Consider the following 13,936-nt stretch of genomic DNA (forward strand, 5'->3'; position numbering starts at 1 on the left):
GCGTGGGTTTCCCGTCGGACGGGTTTGTCGTGAGGCCCATCCGATCACATTCCGGCTCACCGCACGCGGAACACGGGCCCCTGAGCCGTGAACGGCAGCCGGGCGCCCTGCGGGATCAGGTAGGCGTGCTCGCGGCGGACGCGCAGGGTGTCGCACCAGCCGTCGGTGATGATCAGCACGGGAGCGTCGCGCGGGAAGTCGTCGGCGCGGTGCAGCAGGTCGATGCCGGGCTGCAGGACCGTACCGCCGCGGCCGCGCACCCTGACCCGGCCGGCGATCTCGGCGACGGGGAGGTAGCCGGCGTCGTGCGGTGCGGCGTCGCAGAAGACGACGCGGGCGGCCAGGACGTCGCGGGCCCCGGCGTAGGAGGCGATGGCGCCGAGGGCCTTGCCGAGGAGGGAGGTGTTCATGGAGGCGGAGGTGTCGAGGACCACGCCGAAGGTGCAGCGGGGCACCTCCTCGGGCGGGAACCAGCGGCCGGCGCGCGGGATGTCGGGGGTGGAGGCCTGGCGGCGCGCGGGACGGGCGTACGACCGGAGGGGCTCCGGGCGGGGGACGAACTCGTCGAACCAGCGGGCGAGGCGGGCGTCCCAGGGCAGCGGGGGGTGGCTGAGGGCGCGGATCTCCTCGACGAGTCCGCCGGGGAGGAGTCCGCGTTCCTCGCGTTGGTGCAGGTCGAGGCCGTGGGCGAGGCCGCGCCGGTAGAAGCCGTCGAGGTCGGCGCAGTCGCGGGGCGGGCCGAGGGGGCCGCCGAGGACGTCGCCGACGCCCTTGCCGCGCAGGGTGGACAGCCGGCGCAGGCGGCGCAGGTCGCCGGCGATGCGGTCGTAGATCTCCTCGGAGGACAGTCCGGCGAGCGCGGGGTCGTACAGCAGTCCGTCGGGCATGGTGCCGATCTGCATCTCGCGCAGCCAGCCGTTGATGACGTAGTCGCAGGCGACGTTGAAGAGGTAGGGGTCGCGGGTGCCGCAGCGGTCGCCGTGGCGCAGGGCGGCGTGCAGCATCTCGTGGGCGAGGACGAAGCGCCATTCGTCGTCCTCGAGGTGGTGGAGCGGGTTGAGGTAGATCTCGCCGGCCTCGGCGTCGACGGCGGCGATCTGGATGCCGTGGGCGCGGGCGAGCTCGGCGTCGGGGACGAGCCTGATGCCCGCGGCGATGCCGCCGAGGAGTGGGTAGGAGGAGATGAACCAGCTCAGGGCCCGTTCCCAGGGGCGGGTGGGGTCGAGGTCGTCGTCGAGGGAGGCGCGTCGGCCGCCGGCCATGTCCATGGCGGCGGACACGGTCCGGGTGAGGGCGGTGGCGAAGGCGAGCTGGCGGTCGGGGGGCCGGCCGTCGCGCCGGGTGTTCCAGGGCAGGAGCAGCTGGTCGGGTTCCGGGCCGGCGGTGCCGCAGTGCTGGTAGGCGGTGGGGAGGCCGTCGCGGCGCCAGCGGGCGGCGAGCTGTTCCTCGTCGCCGTCGGGGTGGGTGAGCGGCTGGTCCTCGGGAGGGCGGCCGACGGGGAAGGTGAGCAGGAAGCGGTTGACGACGGCGCAGCGGGCGGCGACGAGGTACCGGTCGGGCTGGACGCGGGGGCCCTCGGCCGCCGGGAGGTGGCCGAAGCCGTGGTGGAGGGCGGCGTGGGCGAGGGACCAGGCCCAGACGGCGGGGTCGGCGATCCGGGCCGGGTGGACGTGGGCCGTGCCGTAGGAGTCGACCCGGACGAGGCCGTCGCGGGGTGCGATGTCGCAGTCCTCCTCGCGGCACACGTAGAGGGCGACGGCGTCGAGGGCGGGGTTGGCGTGCAGCAGCCGCAGTCCCTCGGCGAACGCCTCGGCCGCCAGGTCCCTCTTCTTCCTGCCCCGGCCGCCCTTGCTCACCGCCGTGCCTCCGTCCGTTTCGTCGCCGCGCCCGTGTCGTGTGCGGCCTGTGTGTCCTGTGGGTCGACGGGTTCTCGTCGGCCGGTCCGGTGGTCCGGTCTCATCGCCGGGCCTCCACCAGCCGGGGCATGTCGCGGGCCGCCTCGACCAGGAACCAGGCGGGCAGGACGGGGTTGCCGTCGGGGTCGGAGGCGATGACGGTCTGGGCGACCTCGACGGAGATCTCGGCGAGCTGGACGAGGAGAGACTTGGCGCGGTGGGCGGTCTGCCGGCCGCCCACCGACATGTGCTCCTTGACGGCGGGAAGGTCCTTGATCAGCCGGCCGCGGAAGGAGTCGGCGAGGTAGTAGAGCAGGTCGCGGTCCTCGATGCGGCGCGGCCAGGGCGCCTCGCCGCGCAGGACGGCCTCGATGCCGTACCGGCTGCGGACGATCTTGACGTAGCCGCAGAAGGCGGTGGCGTGCGCGGGGGTGAGCGTGCCGTGGGCGAGGATCTTGAGGGTGTCCTCGTCGAGGTCGCGGCCGAAGGAGTGCAGGGCGTCGGAGAGCATGTGCCAGGAGCGGGGCGTGGAGAAGGGCTCCTCGGTCTTCGGCGGCTTGGACCACAGGTGGTCGGGCCGGTCGGTGAGGTGGTCGAGGACCCAGGGGTGGATGCCGTGGGCCGCCGCCCAGGCCAGCCAGTCCCTCGGGGAGGCCTCCAGGTGGACGTGGGTGAGGCGGTTGACGAGCGCGGAGGCGATGGGCCGGGCGAGCGCGTTGTCGGTGGCGCGGTTGCCGGCGCCTATGACGATCGAGCCCCTGGGGAGTTCGTAGCTGCCGATACGGCGGTCCAGGATCAGCGAGTAGAACGCCTTCTGCACGTCCGGGGTGGCCGCGTTGAGTTCGTCCAGGAACAGGCAGTAGGGCTCGTCGCGGGCGATGGCCTCGGGTGGGCAGAACACCGACCGGCCGTCCCGGATCTGGGGCACGCCGATCAGGTCCTCCGGGGCGAGCTGGGTGCCGAGGAGGCTCACGCACTCCAGGCCCAGGGACTCGGCGAACTCCCGGACCAGGGAGGACTTGCCGATGCCGGGGGCTCCCCAGAGGAAGACGGGCCGGACGGTGGCGAGGCCGAGGAGGAGGTCGGGGATGCGGGAGGGCGTGACGGTGACGGCAGCCTGCAACGCTGCTGCTCCTTGGGACCGGAGGGAGGGTGACTCGGCCAGTGTGGGTGTACGGCCGGGGCGGCGCAGCCGATTTTCAGGCGGCCCGTTCCTCGGGGGCCGGCTGCAGCGGTATCTGGGGTCCGTCGGATTCGCGGAGCCAGCGGCGCAGGACGCGGTGCACGTGTTCGGCGCCGGTGAGGGTCTCGCCGTCGTCGGCGGGGGCGGACAGGGCGAGCGGGGAGAGCAGGAAGGGCCGGGACTGGGCGCCGCCGAGGCCGCCGTGGGAGCCGATCTGCTCCTCGAAGGCGAGGACCTCGCCGTCGGCCGGGTCGTGGAAGGAGTTGACCATGATGTCGGCGGTGTGCGGGAAGGTGTGGGTGCGGCGCACGGCGTCGGCGGCGCCGGGCCCGAACGGGGCCAGCGGGCCGGGGTCGTCGTCGAGCCGGTCCAGGGGGGTCTCGGCGCCGTGGGCGGCGAGGACGACCCCGCCGTGCTCTGCGCTGCGGACGAGGAGGAAGCCGATGCCGGGGTGGTTGGCGAGGGTGGACAGCAGCGCGGGGTGCCGGGCGTCGATCTCCTCCTTGGTCATCCGGTGCGGGACGTCGGGGAAGGAGATCAGGCCGAGGTTCCCGGAGGCGAGGACGATCGGCTCGGAGCGGGGGCCGGCAGGGCGGTGCTGTGCGCCGCGCTCCTCGACGGGCCGGCGCAGGGCGGCGCGGACGGCCGCGCGGGCCTCGGCGCCGCTGTGCGTGCGTTCGGCGCGGCGCGGAACGGGCAGGCCGCTGCCGGCGCGCACCAGGTCGCCGAGGGTGAGGCCGTAGCGGGCGCGGAAGGTCTCGCCGGGGCTCTGGCCGTGGTCGGACAGGACGACGATCCGGTAGGGGCGGGGGGCGTGCTCGGCGGCCTTCTCGATCAGGGCGAGGGCGCGGTCGAGGCGGCCGAGCACCTGGTCGGTGTCCCGGCCGAGCGGGCCGGAGTGGTGGGCGACCTCGTCGTAGGCGACCAGGTCGGCGTAGACGGCGGTGCGGCCGGCGAGGAGGTCGCCCATGACGGCGGCCACGACGACGTCGCGTTCGACGACGGTGGCGAAGGCGCGGACGAAGGGGTACAGGCCGCCGCGGCTGACGCGCGGGCGCTCCTTGCGCAGCCGGGCGCGGGTGGACTGGGCGATCTCGCGGATCACCTCGGCGGCGAAGGACAGGGCGGTGCGCACGGCGTTGGCCGGGTCGGAGAAGTAGGCGAAGTAGCCGGCGCGGGAGCGGGTCTCGCGGCCTCGGCGGGTGGCGATGGACAGCACGAGGGCCTGTTCGTCGGCTCCGCCGCCGAAGAGGTTGCCGCGGCTGGCGCCGTCGAGGGTGAGCAGTCCGCCGTCGCCGGTGCGCTCGACCGCGCGGCGCTGGAGTTCGGCGGCGCTGGTGGGGCGGTTGCAGACCATCACCTCCCGGCTGTCCTTCTCGTACCAGCGGAAGGCGGGCACGTCGTGGTTGCTGCCGTGCAGGATGCCGAGCTGGCTGGCGCCGGTCTGGCTGGACCAGTCGGTGTGCCAGGGGGTGAGGCGGTGGGTGGGCAGGGGGGTGGGGCGGGTGCCGGGGGGGCCGGCCGGGAGGTCGGCGGCGGGGGCCGGGCCGGTGCCCGGGGTGCGGCCGAGCCAGGTGGCGATCGTCGGCATCAGGCCCTTGTCGACGGCGGCGGACAGCACGTCGTGGCCGACGCCGTCGAGCTGGAGGAACACGGTGCCCGGGGTGGTGGCGCAGGGCGGGCCGCCCCGGCGGCGGCGGTCGGCGAGGCGGTAGAGGCGGCGGCGGTAGGCGTCGTCGTCGCGGACGGCGAGGGCGCCGCCGGTCGCGGAGGCGACGGCGGACATCACGGCGGCGACGATGACGGCCGTCTCGGGCGCGGCCTCGGTCTGTCCGGAGGGCGTCAGCCGCAGCGCTATCAGCAGCAGGGAGCCGTTGAGGAAGAACACCAGCAGGCCGAGGACGAGCGCGGGCACCAGCAGCAGGAGACGGACGAGGAGGGGCCAGACCAGGGCGGAGAGGAGACCGAAGACGCCGGCGCCGACGGCGGCGGTGACGGCGATGGTGGTGGCGCTGTCGCCGTCGGCGGACTGGAGCCGGAAGTCGGGCAGGATGCCCGCGAGCACCAGCATGGTCAGCGTGGAGACGGCCCACACGGCGAGGCTGCGCCCCGCCTGGCTGACGGCCCCCCGCCACCGCACCCCTCGCACGCCCCGTCACCTCGCCCTTCCGGCCCCGACGCCGAGAGGAGGGGCCGTCGTCCACCCTGTCACACGGGGCTGACAACCGGTCCGGTCACCGTCCGTCGTAGCCGGCCGTGGGCATCGACAGCCGCCGGTGGACATGGGCTTTCATCTGGGCGTCGTAGGCGGGTTCCGCGTAGCCGACGGTCTCCACGCGCACCCCGCGGCGGGCGCACTCCTCGGTGAACTCCTCGACGTCCGACAGGGCGCTCTCGAGGACGCGGCGGCTGGGCGCGACGAACAGGTCGACGCCGGGCCGCACCCCGTCCCAGAGCACGCAGTGGTCGGCGCGCAGGCCGCGCACCAGCAGTTCGCGGCTGACGGTGTAGCCGCGCTGGGCGGCCCAGCGCGCGCACATCGCGTGCTGGCTGCGGGAGTCGACCAGGAAGGGATCGGCGTCCAGTTCCTCGAGCGGCGTCAGACTCGCGATCGCCGTGACCCGCACCGGTCCCATGGCGTCCCCCTCACCTCCGGGTTTCGCCGCCGACCCTACTCCTGCCCGTAGGCTTCGGGGGAGTCGCGCGAAGGAGGCAAAGGGGTGCCGGTGGAGATCACCTGGTGGGGTCACGCGACCTGTACGGTCGAGGATGCGAACGTGCGCGTGCTGACCGACCCTCTGTTCGCGCGCCGGCTCGCTCATCTGCGCCGTCGCCGGGGCGTGCTCCCTCCGCCGGACGCCTGGCGGGCGGACGTGGCGGTTGTCTCCCATCTGCACGCCGACCATCTCCATGTGCCGTCGCTGGCGCGCCTCGCGCCGGGTACGCGCCTGCTGGTGCCCCGGGGTGCGCCGCGTGCCGTGCCGGGGCTGCGACGGCTGACGCACCTCCGGATCAGCGAGGTGGAGCCGGGTGAGGTGACCTCGGTGCGCGGGGTGCGGATACGGGCGGTGCCCGCGCGGCACGACGGGCGGCGGCTGCCGGTGGGCCGGCACCGCTCCCCCGCGCTCGGGTTCGTCGTGGAGGGCGAGGCGCGCACCTACTTCGCCGGGGACACCGGGCTGTTCGAGGACATGGCGCGGGAGGTCGGGCCGGTCGACGTGGCGCTGCTGCCGGTCGGCGGCTGGGGGCCGTACCTGGGCGAGGGGCATCTGGACGCGGGCCGGGCGGCCGAGGCGCTGGCCCGGCTGGGGCCGGGGAGCGCGGTGCCGGTGCACTACGGCACGTACTGGCCGATCGGGATGGACGCTGTGCGCCCCCATGAGTTCCATGCGCCGGGCGAGGAGTTCGTGCGCCTTGCCGCGCTGCGTGCGCCGGGCGTGACGGTGCACCGGCTGGATCACGGCGAGAGCGTGCGCCCCGAGGTCGTGCGGTGAGGTGGTGGCTCGCCGCGGCCGCCGCGACGGTCGTGCCGACGGAGTCCACGCAGCAGGCGATCGGCTATCCGTCGCTGTTCCTGCTGGTGCTGATCGGGGCGCTGGTGCCGGTGGTGCCGACGGGGGCTCTGGTGAGTTCGGCGGCGGTGGTGGCGTTCCACCAGACGGCGCCGTTCTCGCTGGCGCTGGTGTTCGTGACGGCGTCGCTCGCGGCGTTCCTCGGGGACGCGACCCTGTACTGGCTGGGGCGGCGCGGGATGCGTTCGAGGAACGGCTCGCGCTGGCTGGAGGCGATCCGTGCGCGGGCGCCGGAGCAGCGGCTGGAGCAGGCGCAGACGCGGCTCGCGGAGCACGACGTGGCGGTGCTGGTGCTGTCGCGGCTGGTGCCGGCGGGCCGGATCCCGGTGATGCTGGCCTGTCTGATGGCCGACTGGCCGCTGCGGCGGTTCGCGCGGGGCAATCTGCCGGCCTGTCTGGCGTGGGCGCTGACGTATCAGTTGATCGGGATTCTGGGCGGTTCGCTGTTCCCGGAGCCGTGGCAGGGGGTGGTCACGGCGATCGCGCTGACCGTGGTGATCAGCGCGGCGCCGAGTGTGTGGCGGAGGTTCCGTCCGGCCAAGTGAGAAGGGCGGGGGCGGCCTTTCTCAGGGGCCTTGCAGGAGTCGTGAGCCCCCGATGGGGAGGTCCCACAGGTCCTCGCGGTCCAGACCCGCGTTCTCCCAGGCCTTGCGGACCCGTTCCAGGGGTTCCAGGACCGGTTCCGCGGAGAGGACGAAGGTCGCCCAGTGCATGGGGGCCATACGGCGGGCGCCGAGGTCGAGGGCGGCCCGGACGGCCTCCTCCGGGTCGCAGTGGACGTCGCTGAGCCACCAGCGGGGGTCGTAGGCGCCGATGGGCAGCAGGGCGAGGTCGATACCGGGGTGACGGCGGCCGATGAGGGAGAACCAGTGGCCGTAGCCGGTGTCGCCGGCGAAGTACAGGCGCTGTCCGTCGGGGGCGGTGAGCACCCAGCCGCCCCAGAGCGAACGGCAGGTGTCGAGGAGGGTGCGCTTGGACCAGTGGTGGGCGGGGACGAAGTCGAGGCGGACACCGGACAGTTCGGCCGCCTCCCACCAGTCCAGCTCGGTGACGGTCGTGAACCGGCGCCGCCGGAACCAGCGTCCGAGTCCGGCGGGCACGAACACGGGTGTGTCGCGCGGCAGTCGGCGCAGGGTCGGGGCGTCCAGGTGGTCGTAGTGGTTGTGGCTGACAACGACCGCGTCGACGGGCGGCAGGTCCTCCCAGGGGACGCCCACGGGGGTGATGCGGGCGGGGGTGCCGAGGATGCGTCGGGACCAGACCGGGTCGGTGAGGACGGTGAGTCCGCCGATGCTCAGCACCCAACTGGCGTGCCCCGCCCAGGTGACGGCGAGGGTGCCGGCGTCCGGGCGGGGCAGCGGGGCGGGGGCGAAGGGCAGCCGGGGGATGTCGGCGAGGCCTTCCCTGCCGGGGCGTACGGAGCCCTCGCGGGCGAAGCGGGCGAGGGCTTTGAGGCCGGGCAGCGGGGCGGTCAGCCGGTTGTGGAAGGAGCGCGGCCACACCCGCCGCTCGCCCAGCGGGCGGGGCTCGGCGAGCGGCGGAAAAGGGGGCGGCACCAGGGGGTCGGCGTCCCGAGGAAGCACGGGTCCGCCAGTGATGGAGGGGCCGACGGTGGTGACAGGGCCGGCGGTGGGGGTGGGGCCGGCGGTGGTGGGGGTGGGTGCGGTGGTGGTGGGTCCGGCGGTGGGGGAAGGTTCGGCGGTGGTGGGCGACTCGGACTGCTGCGTCATCGAGGAGGCTCCCGTCGCTGAGCGTCGTCACGGAGATCGTCGAAGACCGACCTCAGATGCGTCAACGCGCGTTGCACGTGTGGCAGTTCCAACGGCGTGCGCGAGGTGAGGCATTCCGCGCGCTCGGCGTCCGTAGCGCCCAGCAGGGGGCCGGTGGACAGCCGTACGCGCAGCGCGCCGAGGTCGTCCCCGAAGCGGTGGCCGCCGGGCGCGGGCATGCCGAGCCGGGCGCTGAGGTGGTCCTCCAGGTCCTGTGCGTCGCCCACCCCGCGCGCGGCGAGCGCCTCCCGCAGGGGGCCGAGGTCGGCGTACACATGGCGCCCGGCCTGCGGCGGCGCGGCGAGGGCTCCCGCGGCGACGACCGTGGCGTGCACGGCTCGGGCCACGCGCGCGTGCAGCCGTACGGTGGCGGCCCCGCGCGCGGTGACCGGTCCGGGCCCGGTCAGGGCGTACGCGGCGGCCGCGGCGACGGGTGCGGCCACGCGGGCGTCGAGCGCGGTGAGGACGTCGAGCACGCGCGCGTGCAGGTCGTCCCCGGCGGCCGAGGCGGGCAGCCGGGCGACGGCGGCGGGCCAGCCGCCGGGCAGCAGCGCGCCCGCCAGGTCGGTGACGACGGTGACCCGCTCGGGCAGCATCTCGGCGGGGCCGACCGGCACCGTCTCGTGCGGGGTGTGCAGGGTGTCGCGCCAGGTCTCGTCGCTGACCAGGTGCAGGCCCTCCCCGGCGGCGGCCTCGACGGCCTCGTGGAGCACCTCGGGCGGGGCGACGGTGGCGGTGGGGTCGTCGGCGGGGGACAGCACCAGCAGGCGCGGGTCCCCGCCCTCGGCGCGCACCCGGCGCACGGTCTCCAGCAGGGCGTACGGGTCCGGTACGCCGCCGCATTCGGCGGGGGTCGCCACATGGAAGACGGGCCGGCCGAGGAGGCGGGCGTACGGCGCCCACCAGGCCGCGCAGGGCCGGGGCACCAGGACGTCGCCGCCGAGCGCGGCGGTCAGCGCGACCAGCAGCACGGGCGCTCCGGGCGCGGCGACGGTACGGCCCGGACCGGCGGGGGCGCCGCGCCGTTCCAGGTGGCCGCGGGCCGCGTCCAGCAGTGCGGGGCCGCCGCCGACGGGTTCGCCGTACGCGCGCGTGGCCGCCCGGGCGAGGACGTCGGCGAGTTCGGGGAGGACGGGCAGTCCGTCGGGCGGGAGCGGGGGGCCGTAACGGACGGGCCCGTGGCCTTCCGGTTCCGTGCGCCGCATGGGGTCCTCCGCGCAGTCCGTCCCTGGTACCGGTGCCGGCGCCCGGCGGGGCCGCGTGGGTGCGGTGCCGGGGGTGCCGGTGGTGCGTGCCGTTTCCTCCGGGGCGGGTCGTGCCCCCGGGCTCTGTGTACCCCGTGGGTCCCGGCCCCATGGCCGCCCGTCCGCGTCGCGCCGGTCACACCGGGCCCGGACCGGCCGTCCGGCGGGGTCAGATGCCCGACGGGGTCCTGCGGCGGCGCAGCAGCCGGTGGGCGGCGGCGCCGCACGCGCCCGCGATCAGCAGCCCGCCGGCGACGAGGGCGGGCACGGAGTCACGGAAGGCGCCGCCCGCACCGGCCCGTACGCCGTGCCCGACGGAGGCCGGGCCGGTGGGGCGCTCCACGGGGTGCTCCGGGGGGCGCCCCGTGGGGTGCTCCACCGGGTGTTCCGTGGGACGGGCGGTGGGGCAGGGCTTGTCGTGGGGGCAGGGCGGCACACCGCCCCCGCCGACACCCGCACCGACACCCGCGCCGAGGCCCGCGCCCTGATCGGTCGCGAGATCCGCGGCCGGGTCCGTCGCAGGATCCGCGGCCGGATCCGCGGCCACGCCTGCGTCGAGACCCGCTCCCCCGCCCGCACCCCCGTCCCCGCCCGCGGTGGCGGGCCGGTCGACGTCGAAGGTGGCGCTCCAGGGGCTGCCCTGGCCGCCGGGGGGTGCCGGGCAGGTGCCGTCGACGGTCCAGGCGGTGTCCGGGCCGAGCCCGCCGTCGTCCGCGCCGAGGCCGGCGGCGACGACGGCGCTGCCGCGGTAGGCGGGTCCGGCGGCGGTGCCGGCGGTGCCGGGGACCTTGGCCAGCTTGACCGTCCCCTCGGCGAACGCCTGCGAGACGGCGTCCAGGGTGTCCGGGGCGGTGCCGCCGAGGGGGTCGCAGGAGACCGACACGGTGACGCTGCCCCCGGGTTCGACGCTGCCGGGGCCGACCTCGGCCGCCGGATCGGCGACCGCGACCGGCCCGGCGGCGACCAGCAGGGCGGCGGCGAGGAGGAAGGGGGCGGTGCGGCGCATGGGACGGCTCCTTCGGCCGACGGGGACGGGGCACGGCGTTCACGCCCCGCCCCCATCACAGCCGCAGACCCGCACGGCCGCGCGCGGCCGCGGTCCATTGGCGGGACGGGACCCGCCACACGGGTGATCCGCGGCCGACGGCCGGCCACCGAGCCCTGGGCGGCGCGGGGAACGCATCGGACGCGTGCAACCCCGTGTCGGCCCTCGCGCCCCGGGTACGCGGTGGGCCGAGCACCGACGATCTGGAGGGAGACATGCAGCGAGGCAGCGACCGGTTGAGCGTGCACCGGGACGAAGAGATGAAGCACGAGTTGCAGGGCCTGCTCCGCTCGGGACACCCCACGCGGTCCACGGAGTGGCACGATCCGGAACCGTCCGCCGAGGACGATCCGCAGATCTGGGGCGGTCCGGTGGTACCGGGCTCCCCGCAGGCGTCCCTGGCGACGGTCCGGCAGGAGCTGGGCCGGATCCTGGGGCGCGGTTCCTTCCCCGCGCATCCGCGGGAGCTGGCCCGGGCACTGCGCCGCAGGAACGCGCCCGATGCGCTGGTGGACGCCGTGCACCGGCTGTCGCCCGAGGCGCGCTACGCCAACGCGGCGGAACTGGCCGAGGCGGTGGTCGCCGGCGCCGGGTGAAGGCGGTGCGCAGCTCCGAACAGGCGACTGTCGGGGCGCCGTGTCCCCCGGACGGCATGCCAGTGGTTGCCGTGGATGGGTCGGCGTGTTGGGGTGCAAAAGGTGCAATCGTAACATACGGTGCACACTCGTAACGTTCAGTTACATCATGAGACACACCACCCAGAGAGCAAAGGGGATGTAATGCGCACGCTTCGCAAGGCCGGCCTCGTGGCCGCAATGATCGGCACCCTCACCCTGGCCGGTGCGGGAGTCGCCTCCGCGGGCGGCTCGGACGGCAACGCCCAGAACTGCACCCAGACGGGCGAGGTCAACGTCGGCCTGGTGAACCTGTCGAAGCTGAACCTTGGACTCGGAGCGCTTCTCGGCCTCGGGTCGGCCCACCAGGACAACGGCGCCCAGTACAGCTGCATCAACGGCAACGGCAACGGCAGCGTCCAGGCGGACGGCGGCGAGGACAGCCGCCGGTAAGGCACGGAGCTGAACAGGGCGGCCCCGGGATCCGACCGCGGATCCAGGGGCCGTCTCACGTCCGTCCCGTCCGGACGGCCGCCGTGGCCGTCCGCCCGGCTCATCCCGCCCCGGAGCCCCCGCCCGCCGAGCCCGGCCCCCATTTGCCGACCGGAGTCCGCCCGGCGACGGCCCCGCCCGCCGGGCGTGCACCCCGCCCGCCGTTCGCCGCGACGGGCCGCTCCCTGGCGCCCTCGCGGGTGCGGCCGGGGGCGACGAAGCGGCCCGGGTTGCGGCGCAGGTACTCGCCCTCCAGCTGGGCCATACGGTCGTTGTGGGCGCGCAGGGCGTCGTTCGAGCCGTACAGCAGGGTGTCGTGGCGCGTGCGGTGGATCGTCTCCAGCTCTTTCATGAGCTGCTGGTCGTCCAGCCGGTCAGGGTCGACTCCGGTCATGGTGGTGCCCCGCTCGTCGTTCCGCCTACTGCGTCCACTCCACTGTACGAACATTCGGGCCCCCGGGCCCCCGGGCGTCGTCTACCGGGCGCGCTCCACCCGTCGTTCGTCCCACACCGGCTCCGGCGTCTCGCGGACCCGGCCGTCGCTGCCGAAGACGAGGTAGCGGTCGAAGGAGCGGGCGAACCAGCGGTCGTGGGTGACGGCGAGGACCGTGCCCTCGAAGGCCTCCAGTCCCTCCTGGAGCGCCTCGGCGGACTCCAGGTCGAGGTTGTCGGTGGGCTCGTCGAGCAGGAGCGCGGTGGCGCCCTCCAGTTCCAGGAGGAGGATCTGGAAGCGGGCCTGCTGGCCGCCGGAGAGCTTGTCGAAGGCCTGTTCCGCCTGCTGGGTGAGCTCGTAGCGGCGCAGCCGGGACATCGCCGCGCCCCGGTCCTGGGAGTGCTCCTTCCACAGGATGTCGAGGAGGGTGCGGCCCTGGAGTTCGGGGTGGGCGTGGGTCTGGGCGAAGTGCCCGGCCACGACCCGTGCGCCGAGCTTCCACTCGCCGGTGTGGGCCACGCCGTCGCCGGCGAGGAGGCGCAGGAAGTGGGACTTGCCGGAGCCGTTGGAGCCGAGGACGGCGACCCGTTCGCCGTAGAAGACCTCCAGGTCGAACGGTTTCATCAGGCCGGTGAGTTCAAGTCCCTTGCAGGTGACGGCCCGTACGCCGGTGCGGCCGCCCTTGAGGCGCATCGTGATGTCCTGCTCGCGCGGCGGCTCCGGCGGCGGTCCGGCCTCCTCGAACTTGCGCAGCCTGGTCTGGGCGGCCTGGTAGCGGGAGGACAGCTCATGGCTGATGGAGGCCGCCTGGCGGAGGTTCAGGACGAGCTTCTTCAGCTGGGCGTGCTTCTCGTCCCAGCGGCGGCGCAACTCCTCGAAGCGGGCGAAGCGTTCCCGGCGGGCCTCGTGGTAGGTGGCGAAGCCGCCGCCGTGCACCCAGGCGTCGGCGCCGGTGGGCGAGGGTTCCACGGAGACGATCTTCTCGGCGGCGCGGGAGAGGAGTTCGCGGTCGTGGGAGACGAAGAGGACCGTCTTGCGGGTCTCCTTCAGCCGCTCCTCCAGCCAGCGCTTGCCGGGGACGTCGAGGTAGTTGTCGGGCTCGTCGAGCAGCAGCACCTCGTCGGTGCCGCGCAGCAGGGCCTCCAGCACCAGCCGCTTCTGCTCGCCGCCGGAGAGGGTCCGTACGAGCCGGAACTGCGCCTTGTCGTACGGCACCCCGAGCGCGGCCGTGGTGCACATGTCCCACAGCGTCTCGGCCTCGTAGCCGCGCGCCTCGGCCCAGTCGGAGAGGGCCTGCGCGTACTGGAGCTGGGCGGCCTCGTCGTCGACGGTCATGATCGCGTGCTCGGCCCGGTCGACGGCCTTCGCGACGTCCTGGATCCGGGGCGAGGACACCGACACCAGCAGGTCGCGTACGGTCGTCTCGTCACGTACGGAGCCGACGAACTGGCGCATCACGCCGAGGCCGCCGCTGACGGTGACGGTGCCGCCGTGGGGCTTCAGCTCGCCGGAGATCAGGCGCAGCAGGGTGGTCTTGCCCGCGCCGTTGGGGCCGACCAGGGCGACCACGGCCCCTTCGCCCACCCGGAAGGACACGTCGCCGAGCAACGCCCTCCCGTCGGGGAGGTAGTACTCGAGGTGCGCGGCTTCCAGGTGTCCCATGAGGAGGCATTCTGCGGGCCGCCCCCG

At 74.9% G+C, this 13,936-nt stretch carries 12 protein-coding genes and 1 pseudogene; 4 read left to right on the forward strand and 9 right to left on the reverse strand.

What is annotated here, in order from left to right:
* Window positions 1-56: 56 nt before the first annotated feature.
* The 4 genes from U5640_RS06115 to U5640_RS06130 form a co-directional block, all read right to left on the reverse strand.
* Window positions 57-1,856 carry a hypothetical protein gene (locus U5640_RS06115; protein ID WP_340374767.1) on the reverse strand — a complete coding sequence of 600 codons (1,800 nt, stop codon included), beginning with the start codon at window positions 1,854-1,856 and terminating at the stop codon, window positions 57-59.
* Between the two features lie 100 nt (window positions 1,857-1,956).
* Window positions 1,957-3,018, reverse strand: a complete 1,062-nt coding sequence (locus tag U5640_RS06120) for a MoxR family ATPase (RefSeq protein ID WP_340374768.1) — start codon at window positions 3,016-3,018, stop codon at window positions 1,957-1,959.
* Window positions 3,019-3,094: 76 nt separating this feature from the next.
* Entirely contained in the window at window positions 3,095-5,227 is a 2,133-nt protein-coding gene (locus U5640_RS06125) for a phage holin family protein (RefSeq protein WP_340374769.1), read from the reverse strand.
* A gap of 85 nt (window positions 5,228-5,312) precedes the next feature.
* Window positions 5,313-5,714, reverse strand: coding sequence for a hypothetical protein (locus U5640_RS06130; protein ID WP_340374770.1), 402 nt, complete (start codon window positions 5,712-5,714; stop codon window positions 5,313-5,315).
* Window positions 5,715-5,798: 84 nt separating this feature from the next.
* Here U5640_RS06130 and U5640_RS06135 point away from each other — a divergent pair, with 84 nt between their 5' ends.
* Entirely contained in the window at window positions 5,799-6,572 is a 774-nt protein-coding gene (locus U5640_RS06135) for an MBL fold metallo-hydrolase (protein WP_340374771.1), read from the forward strand.
* The gene (locus U5640_RS06140) at window positions 6,569-7,195 is read left to right on the forward strand and encodes a VTT domain-containing protein (RefSeq protein WP_340374772.1); all 627 of its coding nucleotides are present in this window, start codon (window positions 6,569-6,571) and stop codon (window positions 7,193-7,195) included. Before U5640_RS06135 ends, U5640_RS06140 begins: the two co-directional genes overlap by 4 nt.
* Window positions 7,196-7,216: 21 nt before the next feature.
* Here the strand turns inward: U5640_RS06140 and U5640_RS06145 are convergent, their stop codons facing one another.
* The 3 genes from U5640_RS06145 to U5640_RS06155 form a co-directional block, all read right to left on the reverse strand.
* Window positions 7,217-8,380 (reverse strand): MBL fold metallo-hydrolase, encoded by a 1,164-nt coding sequence (locus U5640_RS06145; protein WP_340374773.1) that lies wholly within the window; start codon window positions 8,378-8,380, stop codon window positions 7,217-7,219.
* On the reverse strand, window positions 8,377-9,624 hold the full coding sequence (locus U5640_RS06150; protein WP_340374774.1) for an aminotransferase class I/II-fold pyridoxal phosphate-dependent enzyme: 1,248 nt from the start codon (window positions 9,622-9,624) through the stop codon (window positions 8,377-8,379). The genes U5640_RS06145 and U5640_RS06150 overlap by 4 nt, the downstream gene beginning before the upstream one ends.
* Window positions 9,625-9,832: 208 nt before the next feature.
* Complete coding sequence (locus U5640_RS06155; RefSeq protein WP_340374775.1) at window positions 9,833-10,669, reverse strand: hypothetical protein; 837 nt, start codon at window positions 10,667-10,669, stop codon at window positions 9,833-9,835.
* Window positions 10,670-10,923: 254 nt separating this feature from the next.
* Here U5640_RS06155 and U5640_RS06160 point away from each other — a divergent pair, with 254 nt between their 5' ends.
* On the forward strand, window positions 10,924-11,304 hold the full coding sequence (locus U5640_RS06160) for a DUF2795 domain-containing protein (RefSeq protein WP_340374776.1): 381 nt from the start codon (window positions 10,924-10,926) through the stop codon (window positions 11,302-11,304).
* Window positions 11,305-11,487: 183 nt separating this feature from the next.
* Window positions 11,488-11,775, forward strand: a complete 288-nt coding sequence (locus U5640_RS06165; RefSeq protein ID WP_340374777.1) for a hypothetical protein — start codon at window positions 11,488-11,490, stop codon at window positions 11,773-11,775.
* Between the two features lie 217 nt (window positions 11,776-11,992).
* Here U5640_RS06165 and U5640_RS06170 read toward each other — a convergent pair.
* Together U5640_RS06170 and U5640_RS06175 are read right to left on the reverse strand one after the other, a co-directional pair.
* A pseudogene (locus U5640_RS06170) lies at window positions 11,993-12,262 on the reverse strand (DUF6158 family protein); the annotation flags it as partial.
* 27 nt (window positions 12,263-12,289) lie between these two features.
* Window positions 12,290-13,909 (reverse strand): ATP-binding cassette domain-containing protein, encoded by a 1,620-nt coding sequence (locus tag U5640_RS06175; protein WP_340374778.1) that lies wholly within the window; start codon window positions 13,907-13,909, stop codon window positions 12,290-12,292.
* Window positions 13,910-13,936: the final 27 nt, after the last annotated feature.

This window comes from Streptomyces sp. SS7 (assembly GCF_037993025.1).
GTDB lineage: Bacteria > Actinomycetota > Actinomycetes > Streptomycetales > Streptomycetaceae > Streptomyces.